Origin of the sequence: Actinomyces sp. B33 (genome assembly GCF_028437565.1) — a bacterium.
Taxonomy (GTDB): Bacteria; Actinomycetota; Actinomycetes; order Actinomycetales; family Actinomycetaceae; genus Pauljensenia.
In genome coordinates this window covers 367,963-388,501 of record NZ_JAMRYR010000003.1, presented here as the reverse complement: position 1 = coordinate 388,501, position 20,539 = coordinate 367,963, and the positions used below count along the sequence as shown (strand labels likewise).

Annotated in this window: 20 protein-coding genes and 1 riboswitch; of the genes, 19 read left to right on the top strand and 1 reads right to left on the bottom strand. The window is 72.7% G+C overall.

Annotated features, from left to right (window positions below; genetic code table 11):
- The first annotated feature begins 28 nt into the window (after window positions 1-28).
- From mihF to lnt, 18 genes are all read left to right on the top strand, one after another.
- Entirely contained in the window at window positions 29-340 is a 312-nt protein-coding gene (mihF, locus tag M3T53_RS06295; protein WP_272433619.1) for an integration host factor, actinobacterial type, read from the top strand.
- Window positions 341-367: 27 nt separating this feature from the next.
- Entirely contained in the window at window positions 368-925 is a 558-nt protein-coding gene (gene gmk, locus M3T53_RS06290) for a guanylate kinase (RefSeq protein WP_272433618.1), read from the top strand.
- A gap of 45 nt (window positions 926-970) precedes the next feature.
- Window positions 971-1,234: a DNA-directed RNA polymerase subunit omega gene (gene rpoZ, locus M3T53_RS06285; protein ID WP_272433617.1), complete on the top strand. Its 264-nt coding sequence runs from the start codon at window positions 971-973 to the stop codon at window positions 1,232-1,234.
- 5 nt (window positions 1,235-1,239) lie between these two features.
- A complete protein-coding gene (gene coaBC / locus M3T53_RS06280) occupies window positions 1,240-2,466 on the top strand; it encodes a bifunctional phosphopantothenoylcysteine decarboxylase/phosphopantothenate--cysteine ligase CoaBC (protein ID WP_272433616.1) in 1,227 nt (408 codons plus the stop codon).
- Complete coding sequence (metK, locus tag M3T53_RS06275) at window positions 2,463-3,650, top strand: methionine adenosyltransferase (RefSeq protein ID WP_272433615.1); 1,188 nt, start codon at window positions 2,463-2,465, stop codon at window positions 3,648-3,650. The genes coaBC and metK overlap by 4 nt, the downstream gene beginning before the upstream one ends.
- Window positions 3,647-4,255, top strand: a complete 609-nt coding sequence (locus M3T53_RS06270; RefSeq protein WP_272433614.1) for a vitamin K epoxide reductase family protein — start codon at window positions 3,647-3,649, stop codon at window positions 4,253-4,255. The genes metK and M3T53_RS06270 overlap by 4 nt, the downstream gene beginning before the upstream one ends.
- 39 nt (window positions 4,256-4,294) lie before the next feature.
- Window positions 4,295-6,253: a primosomal protein N' gene (locus tag M3T53_RS06265; RefSeq protein ID WP_272433613.1), complete on the top strand. Its 1,959-nt coding sequence runs from the start codon at window positions 4,295-4,297 to the stop codon at window positions 6,251-6,253.
- Window positions 6,254-6,281: 28 nt separating this feature from the next.
- Window positions 6,282-7,226 carry a methionyl-tRNA formyltransferase gene (locus M3T53_RS06260; protein ID WP_272433612.1) on the top strand — a complete coding sequence of 315 codons (945 nt, stop codon included), beginning with the start codon at window positions 6,282-6,284 and terminating at the stop codon, window positions 7,224-7,226.
- A gap of 1 nt (window position 7,227) precedes the next feature.
- A complete protein-coding gene (locus tag M3T53_RS06255) occupies window positions 7,228-8,700 on the top strand; it encodes a transcription antitermination factor NusB (RefSeq protein ID WP_272433611.1) in 1,473 nt (490 codons plus the stop codon).
- A 44-nt stretch (window positions 8,701-8,744) separates the two neighbouring features.
- Window positions 8,745-9,407, top strand: a complete 663-nt coding sequence (rpe, locus tag M3T53_RS06250) for a ribulose-phosphate 3-epimerase (protein WP_272433610.1) — start codon at window positions 8,745-8,747, stop codon at window positions 9,405-9,407.
- Window positions 9,408-9,480: 73 nt separating this feature from the next.
- Window positions 9,481-9,605: riboswitch (FMN riboswitch) on the top strand.
- 58 nt (window positions 9,606-9,663) lie between these two features.
- The gene (locus tag M3T53_RS06245; protein ID WP_272433609.1) at window positions 9,664-10,434 is read left to right on the top strand and encodes an ABC transporter permease; all 771 of its coding nucleotides are present in this window, start codon (window positions 9,664-9,666) and stop codon (window positions 10,432-10,434) included.
- A 16-nt stretch (window positions 10,435-10,450) separates the two neighbouring features.
- Window positions 10,451-11,509: an ABC transporter substrate-binding protein gene (locus M3T53_RS06240; RefSeq protein WP_272433608.1), complete on the top strand. Its 1,059-nt coding sequence runs from the start codon at window positions 10,451-10,453 to the stop codon at window positions 11,507-11,509.
- 78 nt (window positions 11,510-11,587) lie between these two features.
- The gene (locus tag M3T53_RS06235; protein ID WP_272433607.1) at window positions 11,588-11,851 is read left to right on the top strand and encodes a phosphoribosyl-ATP diphosphatase; all 264 of its coding nucleotides are present in this window, start codon (window positions 11,588-11,590) and stop codon (window positions 11,849-11,851) included.
- An 8-nt stretch (window positions 11,852-11,859) separates the two neighbouring features.
- The gene (gene hisG, locus M3T53_RS06230) at window positions 11,860-12,705 is read left to right on the top strand and encodes an ATP phosphoribosyltransferase (RefSeq protein ID WP_272433606.1); all 846 of its coding nucleotides are present in this window, start codon (window positions 11,860-11,862) and stop codon (window positions 12,703-12,705) included.
- Window positions 12,706-12,742: 37 nt separating this feature from the next.
- Window positions 12,743-13,693: a helix-turn-helix transcriptional regulator gene (locus tag M3T53_RS06225; RefSeq protein WP_272433605.1), complete on the top strand. Its 951-nt coding sequence runs from the start codon at window positions 12,743-12,745 to the stop codon at window positions 13,691-13,693.
- Window positions 13,686-14,627, top strand: coding sequence for a helix-turn-helix transcriptional regulator (locus tag M3T53_RS06220; protein ID WP_272433604.1), 942 nt, complete (start codon window positions 13,686-13,688; stop codon window positions 14,625-14,627). The genes M3T53_RS06225 and M3T53_RS06220 overlap by 8 nt, the downstream gene beginning before the upstream one ends.
- Window positions 14,624-17,401 (top strand): DEAD/DEAH box helicase, encoded by a 2,778-nt coding sequence (locus tag M3T53_RS06215; RefSeq protein ID WP_272433603.1) that lies wholly within the window; start codon window positions 14,624-14,626, stop codon window positions 17,399-17,401. Before M3T53_RS06220 ends, M3T53_RS06215 begins: the two co-directional genes overlap by 4 nt.
- The gene (lnt, locus tag M3T53_RS06210) at window positions 17,386-18,981 is read left to right on the top strand and encodes an apolipoprotein N-acyltransferase (protein WP_272433602.1); all 1,596 of its coding nucleotides are present in this window, start codon (window positions 17,386-17,388) and stop codon (window positions 18,979-18,981) included. Before M3T53_RS06215 ends, lnt begins: the two co-directional genes overlap by 16 nt.
- Before the next feature lie 57 nt (window positions 18,982-19,038).
- Here lnt and M3T53_RS06205 read toward each other — a convergent pair whose 3' ends face one another.
- On the bottom strand, window positions 19,039-19,404 hold the full coding sequence (locus M3T53_RS06205; RefSeq protein ID WP_272433601.1) for an RNA polymerase-binding protein RbpA: 366 nt from the start codon (window positions 19,402-19,404) through the stop codon (window positions 19,039-19,041).
- Between the two features lie 209 nt (window positions 19,405-19,613).
- Between M3T53_RS06205 and M3T53_RS06200 the strand changes: the two genes are divergently transcribed.
- Window positions 19,614-20,435 carry a phosphatase PAP2 family protein gene (locus M3T53_RS06200; protein WP_272433600.1) on the top strand — a complete coding sequence of 274 codons (822 nt, stop codon included), beginning with the start codon at window positions 19,614-19,616 and terminating at the stop codon, window positions 20,433-20,435.
- Window positions 20,436-20,539 lie beyond the last annotated feature (104 nt).

Sequence of the window (20,539 nt, the reverse complement as noted above, 5' to 3'; positions counted from 1 at the left end):
CACGACTCACACGTGAGAGGAGAAGACGATGGCGCTTCCCGATCTGACCGCAGAACAACGTGCCCTGGCCAATGAGAAGGCGACACGCGCCCGTCGCCGCCGCGCCGAGATCAAGAGCCGCCTCAAGGGGCGCGAACTCGCGCTCTCGGAGGTCCTCGACCTGGCGGACGAGGACGAGGCGATCGCCAAGATGCGCGTCGTCGACCTCCTCGAGTCCCTGCCCCGCGTCGGCGTGACGACCGCAGCGGCGCTGATGGAGGAGTACCGGATCGCCCCCTCACGCAGGATCCGCGGGCTCGGGCACATCCAGCGGCGGGGGCTCGTCTCGCGATTCGGCTGACATCCGAGCCGGTGGCACAATCGGCCCATGGAGAATCCTCAGCTGACCGTGCTCGTGGGCCCGACCGCCGTGGGCAAGGGGACAGTGGTCGCGCAGTTGCGCCGCCGCCACCCCGAGGTTGTCGTGTCGGTGTCGGCGACCACCCGCAGGCCCCGGCCCGGCGAGGTCGACGGGGTCCACTACAGGTTCGTCGACGACGACGAGTTCGACGCCCTCGTCGCCTCCGGGGGGATGCTCGAGTGGGCGCTCGTCCACGGTGCCCACCGGTACGGGACGCCCCGGCGCCCCGTCGAGGAGGCCCTGGAGGCGGGCAGTCCCGTGCTCCTCGAGATCGATCTGGACGGGGCCCGCCAGGTCCGGGCCTCCCGGCCGCACTCCCAGTTCGTCTTCCTCGCGCCTCCTTCGTGGGAGGCCCTCGTCGAGCGCCTCGTCGGGCGGGGGACCGAGGACGAGGAGGAGCGGGCCCGTCGCCTGGAGACCGCCCGGATCGAGATGGACGCGAGCGGGGAGTTCGACGCGATTGTGATCAACGACGACGTGGACGAGGCCGTGGCGGAACTGGCCCGCCTCATGGGCCTGGAGTAGACTTCCAGCTCGTGGCCGAGTGGCCACCGTGTGAGGAGGAGCCGCATGTCCGGAATCGTTGCCCAGCCCGAAGGCATCACGTCGCCGCCGATCGACGACCTGCTCGAGCACGTCGACTCGAAGTACGCGCTCGTGATCTTCGCGGCCCGCCGCGCCCGGCAGATCAACTCCTACAACCTCCAACTCGAGCAGAACATGATCCAGTTCGTCGGCCCCGTCGTCGACGTCGAGCCGGACGAGAAGCCCCTGGCCGTCGCCCTGCGCGAGATCAACGAGGGGATGCTCACCCTCGAGGCGTCCGAGGCCTGATCCCCGTGGCGCCCACGGTCGTCGTCGGCATCACCGCCGGCATCGCGGCCTACAAGGGCGCCTTCCTCGTTCGGCGCTTCCAGCGCGCCGGCTACGACGTCAGGGTCGTCCCGACCCCGGCGTCCCTCCAGTTCGTCGGCTCGGCCACCTGGGAGGGGCTGACCGGTCGGCCGGCGCCCACCGGGGTCTTCGACGCGACGGGAGCCGACCACGTCGAACTCGCCCGGATCGCCGACCTCGTCGTCGTCGCCCCGGCGACCGCCGACTTCATGGCCCGTCTGCGCGCCGGAATGGCCGACGATCTCCTGACGACGACGATCCTCGCGAGCCGCTGCCCGGTGCTCCTGGCCCCCGCGATGCACACGCAGATGTGGCTGAGCCCCGCGACCCGGGACAACGTCGCCGTCCTGCGGGCCCGCGGGATGACCGTCCTCGATCCCGATTCGGGGCCCCTCGGCTCGGGGGACTCCGGAGTCGGGCGCCTGCCCGATCCCGAGCGGATCGCGGATCGGGCGATCCGCCTCCTCGACGACGCCCCGGCCGCCGACCTCGCCGGACGCACGGTCCTCATCAGCGCCGGCGGCACTCACGAGCCGATCGATCCGGTTCGCTTCATCGGCAACTCCTCGTCGGGCCGCCAGGGCGTCGCCCTCGCCGCGGCCGCGAGCTCTCGGGGCGCCCACGTGGTCCTCATCGAGTCGAATGTCGGCGCCGACGTCCTGTCCGCCCTCCCGCCGGGCGTGGAGGTCGTGGCGGCGCCCCGCGCCGCGGACGTCGAGAGGGAGGTCCTCAGCCGCCTGGCCTCGTGCGACGCCGTCGTCATGGCGGCGGCCGTCGCCGACTTCCGGCCGGCGAGCGTTGCCCCCGAGAAGATCAAGAAGGACCCGTCCTCGACCGACGCGCCGACGATCGTCCTCGAACGGACCGTCGACGTCCTCGCCGCGATCACGAACGGCGAGGACCGGCCCGCAGTCGTCATGGGCTTCGCCGCGGAGACCGGCACCGACGAGCAGGTCCTCGACCGCGGGATCGCCAAGGCGCGGCGCAAGGGCGCCGACCTCCTCGCGATCAACCGGGTCGGCCCGGGGGTGGGGTTCGGGGACGTGCCCACGGAGGTCGTCGTCGTCGACGCGGACGGGCGACGGGCCGCCCGCCTGACGGGGAGCAAGGACGAGGTCGCCGAGGGGTTGATGGCGCTCATCGCCGATCGACTCGCTACGATGGCACGGTGAGTCGCCAGCTTTTCACGTCAGAGTCAGTCACCGAGGGGCACCCGGATAAGGTGTGCGATCGCATCTCGGATGCGATCCTCGACGCCCTCCTCGCCGCGGACCCCGAGTCGAGGGTCGCCGTCGAGACGATGGTCACGACGGGCCTCGTCCATGTGGCCGGCGAGGTCACCTGCTCGGAGTACGTCGAGATCCCCGAGATCGTCCGGCGGGAGATCCTCGACATCGGGTACACGTCCTCGCGCGTCGGTTTCGACGGCGCCTCCTGCGGCGTGTCCATCTCCATCGGCCAGCAGAGCCCCGACATCGACGGGGGGGTGTCGCGCTCCCTCGAGGTCCGCGACGGGACCTCCCACGACCCGCGCGACGCCCAGGGGGCCGGCGACCAGGGGCTGATGTTCGGCTACGCCTGCGACGACACCCCCGACCTCATGCCCGCGCCGATCTGGCTCGCCCACCGTCTCGCCGAGCGCCTCGCCGCCGTGCGCAAATCCGGTGAGGTCGAGGGCCTGCGCCCCGACGGGAAGACGCAGGTGACCCTCGCCTACGCCGACGGCCGACCGATTGGGATCGACACCGTCGTCGTGTCGACCCAGCACGACGAGGACCTCTCCCGGGCCGCGCTCGACGCGGCGATCCGCGACCACGTGGTCCGCCCCGTCGTCGACGGGTGCGGCCTCGATCTGGCGACGTCGGGCATGGACGTCCTCGTCAACCCCTCGGGGCGCTTCGTCGTCGGGGGGCCCACGGGCGATGCGGGCCTGACCGGGCGCAAGATCATCGTCGACACCTACGGCGGCATGGCCCGCCACGGGGGCGGCGCCTTCTCCGGCAAAGACCCGTCGAAAGTCGATCGCTCCGCCGCCTACGCGGCCCGCTGGGCGGCCAAGACCGTCGTCGCCGCCGGACTCGCCTCGCGCTGCGAGATCCAACTCGCCTACGCCATCGGACGGGCCCGACCTGTCGGCCTGTACATCGACACGTTCGGCACCGGAGCCGCCGACGACGCGGCGATCTCCCGGGCAGTCGAGGAGGTCTTCGACTGGCGGCCCCTCGGTATGATCGAGGACCTCGACCTCAAGCGGCCGATCTACCGGCGCACCGCCGCCTACGGGCACTTCGGGCGCGAGGGCCTGCCGTGGGAGGACGTCTCGCGCGTCGACGCCCTGATCGGGGCGATGCGATGAGCGCGCCCGGCGGGTGGGATGACCGAGAGCTGCGCTGGCGCCGGCGCACCGCCGTGGAGATGGCCGTCTCCGGGGTTCTCGGGCTGATCGCGTCCCTCGTCCTGTCGATCGAGGCGTGGCGCCTGGCCCAGGACTCGTCGGCGACCTTCGCCTGCGACGTCTCGTCGGTGCTGTCGTGCTCGACGGTCGCCCTGACCCCCCAGGCGCAGGTCTTCGGGTTCCCCAACGCCTTCCTCGGGATCCTCTTCGAGTCGGTGGTCCTGGCGATCTCGGTGGCGCTCTTCGCGGGAGTGCGATTCCCCCGGTGGTACATGCTCGGGGCGAATCTCCTGTACACGGTCGCCCTGGTCTTCGCCTACTGGCTCTTCAGCCAGTCGTACTTCGTCATCCACGCGCTGTGCCCGTGGTGCCTCCTCATCACCGCGACGACGACCCTCGTGTTCGCCGGCCTGACCCGGATCAACGTCCGCGAGGGCGTGATCCCGGCGGCTCCGGCCGTCCGTCGCTTCGTCGGGCAGGGCCTGGACTGGGCGATCACCGGCCTCGTCCTGTTCGTCATCGCCGCGATGCTCGTCGCCGGCTACGGGGTCGATCTCCTGAGCTGAGGCGACGCAGATGCCCGCGCCTCGTGGTCCAATGGGGGCATGGACGTGCAGGAGACCCTCGACGGACTGAGCCCAGATGCTCGGCCCGTCGACGTCGCCCGCGTCCTCGTCGACACGGATCTGCCTCACCTCGATCGGCCCCTCGACTACCGCGTCCCCGACGAGCTCGACGATTCCGCTCAACCGGGCCGCCTCGTCAGGATCCGCCTGGCCGGGCGCCGCAGGACCGGGTGGATCCTGTCGCGGGATCGGATCGTCCCGGCCGGTCGCCTCGAGCCGGTGGAGGCCGTCGTCTCCTCGCTGCCGGTCCTCGCCCCGTCGACCGCCGCCCTCGCCAGGCGCATCGCGGACCGTCACGCGTCGACGATGCCCCAGGTGCTGTCCCTAGCGGTCCCCGCCCGCCACGCGGCCACGGAGAGGGCCGTTCTCGCCCAGGCCCCGCCGCCGCCCGCCGAGGCCCCCGACCCGCCCGCGGGCGCCGCATGGGCCTCCCACGGGGCCGGGCCCGCGCTGATCCGCAGGATCGCCAGCGGCGAGTCGCCCAGAGCGGTCTGGTCGGCCCTGGCGCCGAACCGCCTCGAGCAGATCGACGAGCTCGTCGCCGCCTGCCTCGCCTCGTCGCGCTCGATGATCGTCGTCGTCCCGACCGTCCGCCAGGCCGAGGACCTCCACGCCCGCCTCGTCGCCGCCTACCCGGATGCGCGCCTGGCCGGATCCGACCAGTCCGCCGCCGACCGGTACCGGCTCCACCTCGACGCCCAGCTCGGGCGGGCGCGACTCGTCGTCGGTACCCGGTCGGCCGTGTGGACGCCGGTGCGCGGCCTCGGCCTGATCCTCGTGTGGGACGACGGCGACGACCGCCTTCTCGAACAGCGCAGCCCCCGGTGCGACGCCCTCGACGTCGCCGTCCAGCGCGCCCACCTGGAGGGGGCGTCCCTCGTGTGCGGGGCGTACGCGCGCTCGGTCAAGGCCCAGGCCCTCGTGCGCTCCGGATGGGCGGCCTCCCTCGAGCCGGCGCCCGGGGCCCGCAGGGCCCTGGCCCCGAAGATCCACCTGCACGGGCAGACGGAGGCGGAGCGCGAGGGCGCCGGGGGGAGGATGCGGATCCCCTCGGGGGCGCTGCGCCTGATCCGCTCCTCCCTCGAGCGCGGCCCCGTGCTGATCCAGGTCGCCTCCTCCGGGTACGCGCCGATCGTCTCGTGCGACAGATGCCGGGCGCTCGCCCGGTGCCCCCAATGCTCCGGTCCTCTGGGCGGGGGAGGCGACGGGTCCTACTCGTGCCGATGGTGCGGCAGGGAGCCCCTGGAATGGCGATGCCCCGCCTGCTCCGGCACACGGATGCGCGCCGCCCGCGTCGGATCGGCGCGAACCGCCGAGGAGATCGCCCGCACCCTCGCCGGCCACGACGTCCTCGAATCCTCCTCCACCCACGAGATCACCCGCCGGATCGGCGCCGAGCCCGTCGTCGTCGTCGCGACCGCCGGCGCCGAGCCCGAGGCGGACGGCGGATACGCGGGGGTCGTCGTCCTCGATGCCCACGCCATCGCGGGGCGCTCGGAGCTGTGGGCCCCCCAGGAGGCGATGCGCCGCTGGTTCAACGCCTTCTCGCTGCTGGCCCCCGGCGCCCACGGGCTCCTCGTCGGCGCGGTCGAGCCGGCGATGGGACAGGCGCTCGTCAGGTGGGACCCGGTCGACGCGGCCGACCGCCTCCTCGACGAGCGCGAGGCCCTCGGCTTCTTCCCCGCGGCCTCGATCATCGCCCTGGACGGCGCCGCCGACGATGTCTCCCAGGTCTGTGGACTCGTCGGCGCCGAGATCCTCGGTACCGTCGACACGGGGACCGCCCCGGACGGGACGCCCCTGGTGCGCGCCCTCCTGAGGGCCGGGCGCGACGAGGCCGACCGGGTGCTCGCCGCGCTCGCCGACGCCCAGAGCGCCCGGGCCTCGCGCCGCCTCGGCGTCGTCAAGGCCACCGTCAACCCGCCCGAGCTGTTCTGACCGCGCGCCCCTCGACTAGGCTGTCCGGGTGCGCTTGATCTTCGCCGGGACGCCGGGCGCCGCCGTCCCCACCCTCGATGCCCTGATCTCCTCCGATCACGAGGTCGTCGCCGTCCTCACCCGCCCGCCCGCGCGGTCCGGCCGGGGGAGGGGGCTGACCCCCTCGCCCGTCGCCGAACGGGCCAGGTCCGCCGGACTCGACGTCATCGAGGCCTCGTCCCTCAAGAGCCCCGAGATCGCCGGCCGGATCGAGGCCCTGGACGCCGACCTGGCGGTCGTCGTCGCCTACGGCGCCCTCGTCCCGCAGAGCGTCCTCGACATGCCCCGCCACGGCTGGATCAACCTCCACTTCTCGGACCTGCCCCGATGGCGCGGCGCCGCCCCCGTCCAATGGTCGATCCTCGCCGGCGATCAGGCGACCGCCTCCTGCGTCTTCCAACTAGAGGCCGGTTTGGACACCGGCCCCGTCTTCTCCCGCCTGCGCGTCGACATCGGGCACGAGACCGCCGGCGAGCTCCTCGAACGGATGGCCCGCCTGGGCGCCGACCAGGTCCTCGACGTCGTCGACGCCATCGCCGATGGGACCGCCCGGGCCGTCCCCCAGGAGGACGCCGAGGGCCTCGCGCACGCCCGGCGCCTCGACGCCGACGACGGCTTCATCGACTTCGCCGCCCCCGCCGACGCCGTCGACCGGCGGATCCGGGCGGTCAGCCCCAATCCCGGGGCCCACACGCTCCTGCCGGACGGGCGCCGCCTCAAGCTCGGCGCCGTCGACGCCGTCGACTCCGACTCCCCGGGGGTCGGGGTCCTCACCGTGACGAAGAACGAGGTGAGGGTCGGCTGCGCCTCGGGCGAGGTCAGGCTCGGACTCGTCGCCCCCGCCGGCAAGGGGTGGATGGACGCCCCGGCCTGGGGGCGCGGCGCCCGGCTGGACGCCGGCGCCGTCCTCGGCTCCACGACGGGAGGGCGCTGACATGGCGACCCGCCGCTACTCCGACGGCTACCGCTCCCTGCGCGACGTCGACGCCCCCCGCGCGCTCGCCTACGAGGTCCTCCGTCAGGTCAGCGCCGACGGGGCCTTCGCGAACATCGCCCTGCCCAAGGCCCTGCGGCGCATCCGTCGCGAGAAGCGCTTCGACGCCCGTGACGCCGCCTTCGCCTCCGAGCTCGTCCACGGGACCCTGCGCGCCCAGGGGCGCCTCGACTGGCTCATCGAACGGCACCTGACCAGGCCGCTGGCCCAGACCGACCCCGCGGTCGTCGACCTTCTGCGCCTGGGGGCGCACCAGATCGTCGATATGCGCGTCCCCGACCACGCGGCCGTCTCCACCACGGTCGACCTCGCCCGGCGCCACCTGACCGACGGCCCGGCCCGGATGGTCAACGCCGTCCTGCGCGCCCTGACCCGTCTCGAGCCCGGCGCCGTCGACGAGATGATCGACGGCATCGAGGACCGCGTCGGGCGGCTCGCCGTCCGCACCTCCCACCCGCAGTGGATGGTCCGCGCCTTCGAGGAGGCCCTCGTCGCCCACGGGTACGGCGCCGACGAGCTCGACGACCTCCTCGACGCCGACAACGTCGCCCCCGTCGTCACCCTCGTCGCCCGCCCCGGCCTCATCGATCCCGAGGACCTGGCCGACGAGGCCCTGGAGGTCCTCGGGACCCGGGTTGCCCGCGGCTTCGTCTCCGATCTGGCGGTCCTCATCGAGTCCGGGGACCCCGCCCTCCTGCCGTCGGTGCGCGAAGGGCTCGCGGGGGCCCAGGACGAGGGCTCCCAGCTCGCCGCGCTCGTCGCCGCGTCCGCGCCCGTCGACGGGCAGGACCGTCAGTGGCTCGACCTGTGCGCCGGTCCCGGCGGCAAGGCCGCGCTCCTGGCCGCGCTGGGCGCCGGGCGGGGGGCTCGCCTCGTCGCCAACGAGGTCCACCCCCACCGGGCGCGTCTCATCGAGCGGACCGTGCGAGGCCTGGACAACGTCGAGGTCGTTTCGGGGGACGGCAGGTCCTTCGGCGGACCGCGGTCGGCCTGGCCCCTCGGGTCCTTCGACCGGGTGATCGTCGACGCGCCGTGCTCGGGCATGGGGTCGATGCGCCGGCGCCCCGAATCCCGGTGGCGACGGACCGAGTCCGATCTCGACGACCTCACGGCCCTCCAGGAGGCGCTCCTCGATCGCGCCGTCGACCTCGTCCGCCCGGGCGGCGTCCTCGTCTACGTCACCTGCTCGCCCCACGCCCGCGAAACGCGCGCCCAGGTCGAGCGCCTCCTCGCCTCCGGAACCGTCGAGCTCCTCGACGCCCCGGCGATCGCAGGGGCCCTGACCCCCGAGCCGCTCGAACTGCCGGCCGGGGCCGGTCGCGTCGCCGGCGGGGGAGGGGGCCGTACCCTCCAGCTGTGGGATCACCGGCACGGCACGGACCTCATGTTCATCGCCGTGATGCGCCGCATCTGACGAAGAGCCGGAACGGGAGCGCGCCGCGCCGATACGATGGCCCCATGAAACCGACCATCTCCCCCTCGATTCTCAACTGCGACATCGCCGACCTGCGCGGCGAGCTGACGAAGATCTCCAGCGCCGACGTCGCCCACGTCGACGTCATGGACAACCACTTCGTCCCCAACCTGTCGTGGGGGCTGCCCGTCGCCGAGGCCGTCGTCGCCTCGAAGATCCTGCCGGTCGACGCCCACCTGATGATCGAGGACCCCGACCGCTGGGCCCCGTCCTACGCGGAGATCGGCTGCCAGTCCGTGACCTTCCACGCCGAGGCCGCCGCCGCGCCCCTGCGGCTGGCCCGCGAGCTCCACAGGATCGGGTCGAGGGTCGGGCTGGCACTGCGCCCGGCCACCGACATCGCCCCCTTCGTCGACATCCTCTCCGAATTCGACATGATCCTCGTCATGACCGTCGAGCCGGGCTTCGGCGGGCAGTCCTTCATCGACTCGATGCTGCCCAAGGTGCGCCGGACCCGCGAGGCGATCAACGCCGCCGGACTGGAGGTGTCCGTCCAGGTCGACGGCGGGGTCTCGCGCCGGACCATCGAGAGGGCCGCCGAGGCCGGCGCCGACAACTTCGTCGCCGGGTCGGCGGTCTTCACGGCCGATGACGCGTGCGCCGAGATCGCGACGCTGCGCGAGCTCGCCGCCCGTCACTGCCACTGACTGCCGGCCGCCGGTGGGGGACACCCGCAGCGCCGTCTCGCGCGCGGGGCTCAGGCCGTGGCACAATGGCCGGCGAGTGCTCCGGGGTCGGTGAAAGTCCGAACCGGCGGTGATAGTCCGCGACCCGCCCGCTATCGGGCGGCTGAGCCGGTGGGATTCCGGCACCGACGGTGAGAGTCCGGATGGGAGGAGCGCAGCGTGCACGCGTTGCCGTGCGCGCTTCGCCGCGCGTACCCGGATGCCGGAAGGGTGCCCCGTGGCTCGTCGATCCAGGCCGACCGGTCTGATGACCGTCGTCGCGCCGATCGTTTTCCTCCTCATCTGCCTGGGCGGATGGTGGGCCACGACGGCGTTCACCGGCATCGAGTCCTGGCGGCTCCCCTCGCCGGGGGCCACCTGGGACCGCGCGGTCGTCATGCTCGCGCAGGCCTCCATGTGGAGGAGGATCGCCACGACCGCCGTCGAAGCGGTCGCCGGCTCGGCCATGGGCGCCGTCATCGCGCTGCCCCTGGCGTACGTCATCTACCGCTCCCGCCTGGTCCAGGCCGCGGTGGAGCCCTTCCTCGGCGCCACTCAGGCGCTGCCCGCGATCGCCCTCGCCCCGCTCCTCGTCCTGTGGATCGGGTACGGGATGCGGTCGATCGCGGCCCTGTGCACCCTCCTCGTCTTCTTCCCGATCCTCGTCTCCACGGTCGTCGGCCTGCGCCATCTCGACCGGGAGGTCCTCGAGGCCGCCGAGCTCGACGGGGCGACGGGGGCGACGATGGCGATGTCCATCGAACTGCCCCTGGCGGCGCCCGCGATCCTCGGAGGGCTGCGCAACGGCGTCACCCTGTCGGTGACCGGCGCCGTCGTCGGGGAGATGGTCATGGGGGGAGACGGCCTCGGTCAAGTGCTCACGCAGTCCCGAACCAACGTCGACACCGCCGGCATGTTCGTGACGATCATCGTCCTGTGCCTCATGGCGACGATCGTCTACCTGGCGATCTACCGGATCGAACGCTCGCGGCGCTACGACATCGACTAGTGAAAGGCACATCCGCATGACCCGTCTCCGTCCCCTCGTCGCCCTCCTCGCCCTCGGCTGGGCCGTACTCGTCGGGTGCGCTCCCCAGCCCGCAGATCCCGGTGCCCCCGACCAGTCCGGGGCGGCGCAGTCCCCGGGAACGGCGGCCGCGGGAGCCGACGCCGATGCCGTGACGATCGGGCTGACCTACATCCCCAACGTCCAGTTCTCTCCCGTCTACGTCGCCGAGGACCACGGCCTGTACGCCGCCGAGGGCCTCGACGCCACGATCCGCCACCACGGCTCCGACGAGGGGCTGTTCACCGCCCTGGTCTCCGGTCAGGAGGACGTCGTCATCGCCTCCGGGGACGAGGCGATGACCGCCCGCGACCAGGGGATGGACCTCGTGTCGATCGGCGCCTACTACCGGACCTACCCGGGAGCCGTCATCGTCCCCGCGGACTCGCCGATCCGCTCCCTGGCCGACCTCGAAGGCCGCTCCATCGGCATCCCCGGGGAGTACGGGTCCAACTGGTACGCGACCCTCGCGGCCATCCAGGCCGGCGGCCTGACCGCCGAGGACGTCGACATCGTCTCCATCGGCTACACGCAGCAGGCCGCGATCGCCCAGGGCCAGGTCGACGCCGTCCTCGGATTCACGAACAACGACCTCGTCCAGATGCGCCGCGCCGGACTCGACGTGCGCGCCATCGACCTGGCCCCCGGGGACGTGCCCCTCGTCGGCGCGTCGATCATCACGACCCGCCAGTGGCTCGACGCCCATCCGGATGAGGCGGCCGCCGTCGTGCGCGCCACGGCCGCCGGCATCGACGCGACCATCGCCGACCCGCAGTCCGCGATCGACGCGACGCGCACGCGCGACGAGACCCTGACCGATGAGGAGCGCCTCGACACGGCGCGCGCGGTCCTCGACGAGACGATCCGCCTGATGCGCGCGCCCGAGGGCCAGGCCCTCGGGGAGCAGGACCTCGCCGCGTGGGAGGCGATGGCGGACTTCCTCGCCTCGATTCCCGGGCTCGTCCAGACGAGGCCCGACGCGGAGGCCGCGGCCGTCAACCTCGTCCCGTCGCGCTGACGCCCCGGGGACGCCGTCCGGTCTTGGAGGCCGGGCGGCGTCCCCGGGCGCAGGCCCCCAGGCATTAGGCTTGTCCGCGTGACTACCTTTGAGAACCTCTTCAGCGAGCTGTCCGAGAAAGCCCAGACCCGGCCCGAGGGGTCGGGGACCGTCGCCGAACTGGACCGGGGCGTCCACTTCATCGGCAAGAAGATCCTCGAGGAGGCCGGCGAGGTCTGGATGGCGGCCGAGTACGAGAGCCTCGACGACTGCGCGTTGGAGATCTCCCAGCTTCTCTACCACGCGCAGGTGATGATGATCGCCAAGGGGCTGACCCTCGACGACGTCTACACGCACCTGTGAGGCCCGATATGCTGCGCATCGCCGTCCCCAACAAGGGCTCCCTGTCGGACCCCGCCGTCTCCCTCCTGTCCGAGGCCGGCTACCAGGCGCGTCGCCGCGGCAGGGAACTGGTCCTCACCGACCACGAGAACGACGTCGAGCTGTTCTTCCTGCGCCCCCGCGACATCGCCGTCTACGTCGGCCGCGGCTCGATCCACGCGGGGATCACCGGCCGTGACCTCCTCCTCGACTCGGGGACAGGAGCGGTCGAGCACCGGGCCCTGGGCTTCGCCCGATCGACCTTCCGCTTCGCCGCGCCCGCGGGGGCCGTCACCTGCCTCGAGCAGGTCGGCGGGAAGCGGGTCGCCGCCTCCTACGACCTGCTCGTCCGCGATTACCTCGCCGGTCAGGGCATCGAGGCGGAGGTCGTCCACCTCGACGGGGCCGTCGAGTCCTCCGTGCGCCTGGGCGTCGCCGATCTCATCGCCGACGTCGTCGAGACGGGGTCGACGCTCAGGGCCGCCGGCCTCGAGGTCTTCGGCGAGCCGATCCTCGAATCCGAGGCGATCCTCATCACCCGGCCCGAATTGCGCGACGATCCGGCGTTGGCGACCCTCGATCGGCGTCTCGAGGGCGTCCAGGTGGCGCGCTCCTACGTGCTCATCGACTACAACGTCCACGAGGACGACCTGGATCGGACGATCGCCATCACGCCGGGCTTCGACTCGCCGACGATCAGCCCCCTCGTTGACCCCCGCTGGCGGGCCGTGCGGGCGATGGTCCCCTCCCACGGGGTCAACCTCGTCATGGATCGCCTTCACGGCGCGGGAGCCCGCGGCATCATCGTCACCGAGCTCACCGCCTCGCGCCTGTGATCCGGTCCGACGGACCGGCAGGGCTTAGGCTGGGCCGGTGATCAGCGAGCCGTCGACCAACGCCCGGGTGCTCGGGCTCTTCTTCGACCTCCTCGCCTCGGCGAGGGGACGGACGAAGGCGCGCGTCCGGGAGTTGCCCGGGTACGCGGGGCTGTCCGACAGCGCCTTCGAATCCCAGTTCCAGCGCGATAAGGACGCGCTGCGCGAGTCCGGGATCGTCGTCGAGGTCGAGCACGGCCCCCTCGGCGAGCACTACCGGGTGTCGATCGAGTCCTTCGCGCCGGCCGCGGACGCCCCCCTCGACGAGACGGATCTCGCGCTGATCCACATGGCGGTCCGGGCGTGGTCGGGCGGCGACGTCGCCCCGGGGGCCGTGGCCCCCAAGATCCTCGCCCTGGCGGACGCCCCCGCCCCCGCGGCCGCGGCGTCCCCCCGTCTGGATCTGGCGGGAGCCGATCTCGTGGCGCGCCTCGTCGGGGCGATCCGCGATGCCCGCCCCGTGTCCTTCACCTACGCCTCACGGTCGGGGGTCGCCGAGCGGGCCGTCGAGCCGTGGCGGCTGATCGTCCGGGGCCGGGCCCTGTACCTGTGGGGCATGGACCTGGATCGGACGGCCCCGAGGGTCTTCCGCCTCTCGCGGATCACCGCTCCCGTCGAGGTCCTCGGCGAGCCGGGGGACGCCGGGGGCCCTCCCGGCGATGCCGCCGACCCCTTCGCCGACCTGTTCGTCGCCCCCGTCCTCGCCCTCGCCCCCGACGCCCCGGGGGCCGTCGCCTCCCGGATGGTCGGTCGCGCCCCCTCCGACGCGGCCGGGTCGTCGCCCGGGGGATGGGAGGCCGTCCTCGCCGAGGAGGACGAGGTCGGCGCCTGGATCTCGCTGGTCCTTTCCGCCCCCGACCGGGTGGTCGTCGTCGAGCCGGCGTCGCTGCGCGAGGAGGTCCTCTCGCGGCTGACGGCGGCGGCCGGGTGGGAGGACTGCGATGCCTGAATCGACTCCGATCTCGATCGCCCGCCTCCTGTCCCTCCTGTCGTGGATCGGCGAGAACCCGGGGGCCGGCGTCAACGAGGCCGCCCGTCATTTCGGCCGTTCGACGCGCCAGCTGCGCCGCGACGTCGAGTACCTCGGCGAGGTGGGGGATTCCCTGCCGGGCCGCTCGTTCGAAGTGGACTGGGACCTGTACGAGCGCGAGCAGCGCCTGTCGGTGCGCACGACGCTGGGTGCCGATCTGCCCCCCAGGCTCACCGAGGCCGAGGCGACGGCGATCCTCGTCGGCCTCCAGGCCATCGCCGACGGGCTCGACGACGCCCTGCGCGAGCGGATCCCGAGGATCGCCCTGACGGTCGCGGCCCTTGCGCCGTCCTCCGCGCCGGGGGCTCTGCTGCCGAGCCGGCCGCGCTCCCGGACCGCAGCCGTCGATCCCCTCCTCGACGCGGTCGCGACGCGAGCGGTCGTCGAGTTCGACTACGCCTCGCCGCGGGGGACGACGCATCGGGTCGTCGAGCCGCACGAGGTCCGTCGGGGGGCCTCCGGGTGGCTGCTCGACGGCTGGTGCCGCGCGGCGGAGGCGCCCCGCAGGTTCCGCATCGACAGGATCAGCGGCCTGACGCGGACCGGGGAGATCGCGCCGATCAGGCCGGTGGTGGCCGAGGAGCCGGCGGATGTCCGCAGGATCCGCGTGTCGAGCGGCGGGAGGTGGCTCGTCGACGAGTTCGGCGCCCGCGTCCTGTCCGAGTCGCCCGACGGCGGCCTCGATCTGGAGATCGCGGTGTGGGACGAGCACTGGTTCGACTCCCTCCTCATCGATCTGGCGCCGATCCTCCTCGACGCCCCCGAGTCGGCGCTGCGCCGCGCCGGCGCCCGCGCACGGGCCGCCCTGGCCGTGTGGACGGACCCCGAGTGGACGAAGGAGCGGGAACGATGACCCCGTCGCGCCGGCGCCGCCGCGCCTCGATGCCGGCCGGCGAGCCGGAGCGCACCGCCCCCAGCCCGTCGGAGCGCTTCGCCGCGTTCCGGGCCGAGCAGGCGGAGGAGGCCTCGGAGCGCCGATCCTGGTCGGAGTCCCTGGGGTTCTCGCCCGATCCTTTCCAGGTCGACGCGATGCGCGCGGTCGAGGAGGGCGACTGCGTGCTCGTCGCCGCTCCGACGGGAGCCGGCAAGACCGTCGTCGGCGAGTTCGCCACCCACCTGGCGCTCGTGCGCGGGCGACGCTCCTTCTACACGACGCCGATCAAGGCCCTGTCGAATCAGAAGTTCCTCGACTTGCGCGCCCGCTTCGGCGAGGACCGGGTCGGGCTGCTGACGGGGGACACGTCGATCAATCCGCAGGCCCCCGTCGTCGTCATGACGACCGAGGTCCTGCGCAACATGATCTACGCGGGCGCTGATCTGGCCGACCTCGACTCCGTGGTCCTCGACGAGGTCCACTACCTCGCCGACCGCTTCCGAGGCCCGGTGTGGGAGGAGGTCATCATCCACCTGCCCCAGCGCATCCAGATCGTCGCGCTGTCGGCGACGGTGTCGAACGCGGAGGAGTTTGGCGCGTGGATCCACGAGGTGCGCGGCTCGTGCCGGATCGTCGTCTCGGAGACCCGCCCCGTCCCCCTGTACCAGCACATGATCGTCGGCGACGAGCTCTTCGACCTGTACGCGCCGACGCGCCGGGGGGCGGCGCCGGCCGACAGGCTCAATCCCGAGCTCCTCGCCGCCGTCTCGCCCGGGGCGCTCGGGGGCCGGGGCGGGGGAGGGCGCGGCAGGCAGGACGGGGGCCGTCGTCGGCCCGCGCGCCGCGAATCGCGCCCGTCCACCCTCATCGCCCTGGACCGGGCGGGGCTCCTGCCGGCGATCACCTTCATCTTCTCGCGCGCCGGGTGCGAGGACGCGGTCGCCCAGGTCCTCGCCTCGGGGATCGTCCTGACGAGCCGGCAGGAGGCCGCTCGGATCCGCGAGTACGTCGACGCGGCGATGGCCGTCGTCGACCCGGCCGACGTCGCGGTCCTGGGCCTGGACCGGTGGGCCCGGGGCCTGGAGCGGGGAGTGGCGGCCCATCACGCGGGGATGCTGCCGATGATGAAGGAGGTCGTCGAGCACCTCTTCGCCGAGGGCCTCGTCAAGCAGGTGTTCGCGACGGAGACCCTGGCGCTGGGGATCAACATGCCGGCCCGCACGGTCGTCATCGAGGCGCTGCGCAAGTGGAACGGCGCCGAGCACGTCCAGGTGACCCCGGGGGAGTACACGCAGCTGTCGGGCCGGGCCGGACGGCGCGGGATCGACGTCGAGGGGCACGCGGTCGTCCTGCACCGGGGGTCGGTGGCCCCCGAGGAGGTCGCGGCCCTCGCCTCGAAGCGCACGTATCCGCTGATCAGCGCCTTCCATCCGACGTACAACATGGTTGTCAACCTCCTGGAGCACTCGTCTCGGGCGGCGACCCGCGACGTCCTGGAGACGTCCTTCGCCCAGTTCCAGGCCGACGGGGCCGTCGTCCAGTTGGCGACCCGGGCCCGCCGTCTCGACGAACGCATGGCCCGGCTGGCCGAGGAGATGTCGTGCGACGCGGGGGACGCCCGCGAGTACTTCGACTTGCGGGACCGCATCTCGCGGGCCCAGAAGGAGGGGGCCCGCGAGAGGGCCCGGAGGACCCGGGAGGAGGCGCTCGACCGGCTGAGCCGCGTGCGCCCCGGGGACGTCGTCGCCTACCGGTCGGGGCGCCGTCAGCTCCACGGGGTCGTCGCGGTCGTCGCGCGCACGGCGTCGGGGACCCGGGTCCCGCAGGTCGTCGGGACCGATGGGAAGCTCCACCCCCTGCTCGCCGAGGACGTGTCCGGCGGGATGGGGGTCGTCGGATCGATGCGGATCCCGGGCGGGTCGGCTCTCAACCGGAACAAGGCCCGTACGCGGATCGGCGACGACCTGCGGCGACTCGTCCGCTCGGGATCCCTGGCGCCGATGCCGCGCACCGGATCGGGCGCGGGGGAGGGGACGGCCGACGCGGAGCGCCGTCTGCGCGCCCACCCGGTCCACCGCTGCCCGCATCGCGAGGAGCACGCGCGGGCGGGCTCGCAGTGGGCGAGGGCCAGGCGCGAGGCCGACCAGGTGGCGGCGTCGATCGATGCTCGGACCAATTCGGTGGCGAAGGAGTTCGACCGGGTGTGCGCGGTCCTCGACGAGCTCGGGTTCCTCGACGGCGAGGCGGTGACGGCCTCGGGGCGGGCGCTGCGTCGCGTCTTCGGCGAGCGGAGCCTGGTGACGATGGAGGCGGTGTCCTCGGGAGCCTGGGACCGGTTGGGCCCGGCGGAGCTGGCGGCGATAGTGTCGGCGTGCGTCTTCGAGTCGCGGTCGGACGAGCCGGGGCCCGCGGCCCCTCCGGCGGGGCTGGGGGCCGCGCTCGACGAGGCATGGGAGGCGACGGCGGCGGCGATGGGCAGGGTCCATCGGGCCGAGCGGCGCGCGGGCGCGGCCCTGACTCCTCAGATCGACGCGGGGATGATGCTCGCATGCCTGGCGTGGGCCAGGGGGGAGCCGTTGACGCGGGCCCTGGCCGCCTGCGACCTCCAGGGCGGGGATTTCGTCCGGTGGGTCCGCCAGGTGATGGACGCCCTCGATCAGCTCCGCCGCATCGACCGCGAGCCGTTGGCGACGGTGGCGCAGTCGGCTCGCCGATCGCTGGTGCGGGGGGTGGTGTCGTGGTCGAACCTGTGAGCCGGGTGCGGGGGTTCGTCGACGTCGCGGTCAGCGCCGTCGCGGGGGCGGCACTGTGGGCGTCGTTCCCGGAGCTGTCGTGGTGGTGGGCGTCGATCCCGGCGCTGGCCGTGTTCTTCTCGCGGGTCGACACGGCGTCGGCGCCGCGCGCTCTCGTCAACGCGGGGGCGTTCGGCGCGGCTTTCTGGCTGCCGTTGATCTCGTGGGCTCCTTTGGCGACCGGCGGGGGATGGCTTCCGTGGGCGGCGCTGGCCGGCTCGCAGATCGTCTTCCTCTTGGGGTGGGCGCTCGTGGCGAGGCTCGTGCGCGTGTGGCGGTGGACGAGGGGGCCGGTCGGGCAGGCCCTCGTCTACGCGGTGACGTGGACGGGGGTGGAGGAGTTGCGCTCCTCGACGCCGTGGACGGGGTTCCCGTGGGGGAGCGTCGCCCTGCCGCAGGTGGATTCCCCTCTGGGTCACGTTGCCCCCTACGGCGGACATGTGGGCGTCGCGATGATGACGGTGGCGATCGCGGTCCTCGTCCGTAGGGCGTTCTCGTTGTCGCGGTTCCAGGACGTCGTCCGCTGGTGGGGGCGTCCGCTCCTGCTGGCGGGGGCGGTGGTCCTGTTCGTGGCCCCGGCGGCCCTCGTGCTGCCCAATGGCCAGGAGGCGGGCGCTCTGAGAGTGGGCGTCGTCCAGGGGGACGTCCCCCTGCCGGGTCCGGCGGCGTTCGCGCGCGAGGGCGAGGTGGCCTCTCTCAATGCGGCGATGACCGACGAGATCGCTCGAGCGGGGGAGGGGGTGGACCTCGTGATCTGGGGGGAGACGGGCGCGGATCGTGATCCGCGCGAGTCGGCCCTGGTGGAGGGGATCGTCTCGGTGTCGGCCGATCGCGTCGGCGCCCCGATGCTCATCGGGTTCGCGAACGAGCGGGGCGCGCAGCGGTGGAACTGGTTGGGCGTGTGGTACCCGGGGTCGGGCCTGGACGAGTCCTCCCTGTACGCCAAGCAGAGGCCGGTGCCCTTCGGCGAGTTCATCCCCTTCCGGTCGGTGGTGTCGGCGTTGGCCACCGAGGCCGCGCAGGTCGGGATGGATATGGCCGCGGGGTCCGCGCCGGGCTATATGGAGGCGCGGGTGTCGGGATCCCGGACGGTCCCGATGGCGGTCGGCATCTGCTTCGAGTCGGCCTACGCCGATCTCATCGCCGAGGGGGTGCGTTTGGGCGGCCAGGTGATCGTCACTCCGTCGAACAACTATCACTTCCGCAGGTCGTCGGAGTCGGCTCAGCAGGGCCAGCTCCTGCGGATGAGGGCGATGGAGTACTCGCGCTCGGCGATCCAGGCGTCGACGACGGGCAGGTCGTACGTCATCCGGCCCGACGGGTCGGTCCAGGCGGTCACCGAGGCGCAGGCGGCGGATGCGCTGGTGGCGACGGTTCCGCTGCGGACCTCGGTGACATGGGCGGCGGTCCTCGATCCGTGGCCGAGTCGGGTCGTCGTGTGGGCGACGGGGGTGTTCGTCCTGATGTCGGCGGGAGCGGGACTGGCGCTCAGGCGAGGGGGAGACTCCGATCGCGATTCGACGGGTTACACCGGCGAATAAACATTATGTCAGATATTCGCGAAGCTCTTCCCCTCGTCGGATCGGGGAAGGAGGGCCTCAGCCCTTGCGGTAGTGGCCCTCGGGGCGCAGGCGCCCCTCGCGATAGAGGGCGAGCTGCTCGTTGAGGACGACATCGAGCTCCTCGAGGGATCTCCGCTCGCGGAGCATGTCCCAGTGCGTGCGCACGGGTTTGACGGGCTTGGTCTCCTCGTCCTCCTGGGTCTCGCCGATGAGCTCGGCCGTCGTTCCGCAGCGGCACTCCCAGGACGCGGGCGGCACGGCCTCGACGGAGAGAGTGACCTCGAACTCGTGGCCGTTCGGGCACAGGTAGCGCACCGACACGCGGTCGGCGAAGACGACGCCATCCTCGGACTCCATCGACTTGGCGCCGATCTGCATTCCGCGAAGCGCGCGATCTGCCATGAGTAAGTGCCCTCCTGAGGCCAACGAACGAACGGCGCCATTCTACCGGACCCGCCGACCCCTACCGAACTATCCGATAATGTACATTATGTCATTTATGAGGGTGGGGAGATCCCTGACTGAGCCCTGAACCACAGCCCCACTCCTCCTCGACCGTTTCCCGGGCGCATAGAATCATCGAGCATCCCCGACAGGAACGAGAAGCCCCCATGACCTCAGCGACCGCGGTACCGCCCAGGAGCGGCCGACAGGCCCTCTCGCGCGGAGCCGCAGCCGAGGCTGCTCTCGTGGCCGTGTGCTGCCTGATGTACTCCGTGCTCTGCGACCTCGCCCCCGCCAGCGCCTCGCGGGCCTTCTCCCACGCGCGCCAGATCCTGCGCCTCGAACAGTCCCTCGGCATCGACGTCGAGCTCGGCCTCAACACCTGGCTCGCCGGCCGCCCCCACCTGAGCGCCGCAGCCGGCCTCTTCTACTCCTCCTCGTTCTTCCTCATGACCTTCGGCGCCCTGATCGTGCTGTGGATCCACCGTCCCGATCGCTACCGGATGGCGCGCAACGCCCTGTTCCTCATGACCGGCGGCGCGATGATCGTCTACTGGGCGTATCCCCTCGCGCCGCCGCGCCTCCTGCCCGGCGGGCCCTACGCCGACCTCGTCGCCACCGGATCCACCGTCGGATCGGGCTACTCGAAGATGTTCGGCGAGCTCGCCAACCCCTATGCGGCGATGCCGTCGATGCACACGGGATGGTCGGTGTGGGTCGCCGTCGCCCTCGGGGCCTTCGTCTGGAAGCGCTGGTACCAGCGACTCCTCCTCGCCCTCCACCCCCTGACAACCATCTGGGTGATCCTCGCCACCGGCAACCACTACGTCCTCGACGCCGTCGGCGGCATCGTCTTCTTCGCGCTCGGCGCCGCAGCGGTCATCGCCTGGAGCCTCGGCGACCCCGGGGCCGCCGATCGGCCCCGGCACGACTCCCCCGGCGTGGACAACCGCGAGCCTGCCCTCATCGGCCCCGGAACCCCGGGCTGACCCCGCCCCTCCCCCGCTTCGGCGCGCGAAAGGATCGCGCCATGGGAACACAGGAGGAACGGATCACGACGCGCCTGGGCCTCCCCTGAGGAAAACGGGAACGG

What these genes read in the sequence shown, in the direction of transcription:
- M3T53_RS06240 (WP_272433608.1), top strand. Translation starts at nt 10,451, where the DNA reads ATGACCCGTCTCCGTCCCCTCGTCGCCCTCCTCGCCCTCGGCTGGGCC.
- mihF (WP_272433619.1), top strand. Translation starts at nt 29, where the DNA reads ATGGCGCTTCCCGATCTGACCGCAGAACAACGTGCCCTGGCCAATGAG.
- rpe (WP_272433610.1), top strand. Translation starts at nt 8,745, where the DNA reads ATGAAACCGACCATCTCCCCCTCGATTCTCAACTGCGACATCGCCGAC.
- M3T53_RS06205 (WP_272433601.1), bottom strand. Translation starts at nt 19,404, where the DNA reads ATGGCAGATCGCGCGCTTCGCGGAATGCAGATCGGCGCCAAGTCGATG.
- rpoZ (WP_272433617.1), top strand. Translation starts at nt 971, where the DNA reads ATGTCCGGAATCGTTGCCCAGCCCGAAGGCATCACGTCGCCGCCGATC.
- M3T53_RS06200 (WP_272433600.1), top strand. Translation starts at nt 19,614, where the DNA reads ATGACCTCAGCGACCGCGGTACCGCCCAGGAGCGGCCGACAGGCCCTC.
- M3T53_RS06220 (WP_272433604.1), top strand. Translation starts at nt 13,686, where the DNA reads ATGCCTGAATCGACTCCGATCTCGATCGCCCGCCTCCTGTCCCTCCTG.
- hisG (WP_272433606.1), top strand. Translation starts at nt 11,860, where the DNA reads ATGCTGCGCATCGCCGTCCCCAACAAGGGCTCCCTGTCGGACCCCGCC.
- M3T53_RS06255 (WP_272433611.1), top strand. Translation starts at nt 7,228, where the DNA reads ATGGCGACCCGCCGCTACTCCGACGGCTACCGCTCCCTGCGCGACGTC.
- gmk (WP_272433618.1), top strand. Translation starts at nt 368, where the DNA reads ATGGAGAATCCTCAGCTGACCGTGCTCGTGGGCCCGACCGCCGTGGGC.
- M3T53_RS06265 (WP_272433613.1), top strand. Translation starts at nt 4,295, where the DNA reads ATGGACGTGCAGGAGACCCTCGACGGACTGAGCCCAGATGCTCGGCCC.
- M3T53_RS06270 (WP_272433614.1), top strand. Translation starts at nt 3,647, where the DNA reads ATGAGCGCGCCCGGCGGGTGGGATGACCGAGAGCTGCGCTGGCGCCGG.
- M3T53_RS06215 (WP_272433603.1), top strand. Translation starts at nt 14,624, where the DNA reads ATGACCCCGTCGCGCCGGCGCCGCCGCGCCTCGATGCCGGCCGGCGAG.